This window comes from Pseudomonas sp. ES3-33 (assembly GCF_000952175.1).
In the GTDB taxonomy this organism is placed as follows: domain Bacteria; phylum Pseudomonadota; class Gammaproteobacteria; order Pseudomonadales; family Pseudomonadaceae; genus Aquipseudomonas; species Aquipseudomonas gregormendelii.
Genome location: NZ_JZRI01000071.1, coordinates 1 through 1166 on the forward strand (window position 1 = coordinate 1; position 1166 = coordinate 1166).

General features: G+C 64.6%; 1 protein-coding gene. It reads left to right on the top strand.

Going from position 1 to position 1166, the window contains the following annotated elements:
* Window positions 1–1125 (top strand): gamma-aminobutyraldehyde dehydrogenase (locus UB23_RS12900; protein ID WP_045059707.1); only part of this gene is annotated, 1125 nt, incomplete at its 5' end.
* Between the last annotated feature and the right edge of the window lie 41 nt (window positions 1126–1166).

Sequence of the window (1166 nt, forward strand, 5' to 3'; positions counted from 1 at the left end):
ATCCCGGCGATTGCCGACGTGTTCCGTTTCTTCGCCGGCGCCAGCCGCTGCATGAGCGGTTCGGCTGGCGGTGAATACCTGCCCGGCCACACCTCGATGATCCGCCGCGATCCGGTGGGCGTGATCGCCTCGATCGCGCCGTGGAACTACCCGCTGATGATGGTCGCCTGGAAAATCGCTCCGGCTCTAGCCGCCGGTAATACCGTGGTGCTCAAGCCGTCGGAACAAACCCCGCTGACCGCGTTGCGCCTGGCGGAACTGGCGTCGCAAATTTTCCCCGCCGGTGTCCTCAACCTGGTGTTCGGGCGCGGTCCAACGGTGGGTAGCCCGCTGGTGACCCACCCGAAAGTGCGCATGGTCTCGCTGACTGGCTCGATCGCCACTGGCTCGAACATCATTTCCAGCACCGCCGACAGCGTCAAGCGCCTGCACATGGAACTGGGCGGCAAGGCCCCGGTGATCATCTTCGACGACGCCGACATCGACGCCGCCGTGGAGGGCATTCGCACCTTCGGTTTCTACAACGCCGGCCAGGATTGCACGGCGGCCTGCCGCATCTACGCCCAGGCCGGGATCTACGAGAAGTTCGTCGAGAAGCTCGGTGCCGCGGTCAGCAGCATCAAGTACGGCCTGCAAGACGATCCGGCCACCGAGCTCGGCCCGCTGATCACTGCGCAGCACCGCGACCGCGTGGCCGGGTTCGTCGAACGCGCCGTGGCGCAGTCGCACATCCGCCTGATCACCGGTGGCAAGGCGGTGGACGGCAACGGTTTCTTCTTCGAGCCGACGGTGCTGGCGGACGCACAGCAGGATGACGAGATCGTTCGCCGCGAGGTGTTCGGCCCGGTGGTGTCGGTGACCAGGTTTACTGACGAGGCCCAGGTGCTGGGCTGGGCCAACGACTCGGACTACGGCCTGGCGTCGTCAGTGTGGACCGCCGACGTCGGCCGCGCGCATCGGTTGTCGGCGCGCCTGCAATACGGCTGCACCTGGGTCAATACGCACTTCATGCTCGTCAGCGAAATGCCCCATGGCGGTCAGAAATTGTCCGGCTATGGCAAGGACATGTCGATGTATGGGCTGGAGGACTACACCGTGGTACGGCATGTGATGTTCAAGCACTAAAAAAGCATCGCTGGCAAGCCAGCTCCCACAAGGGTTGGGAC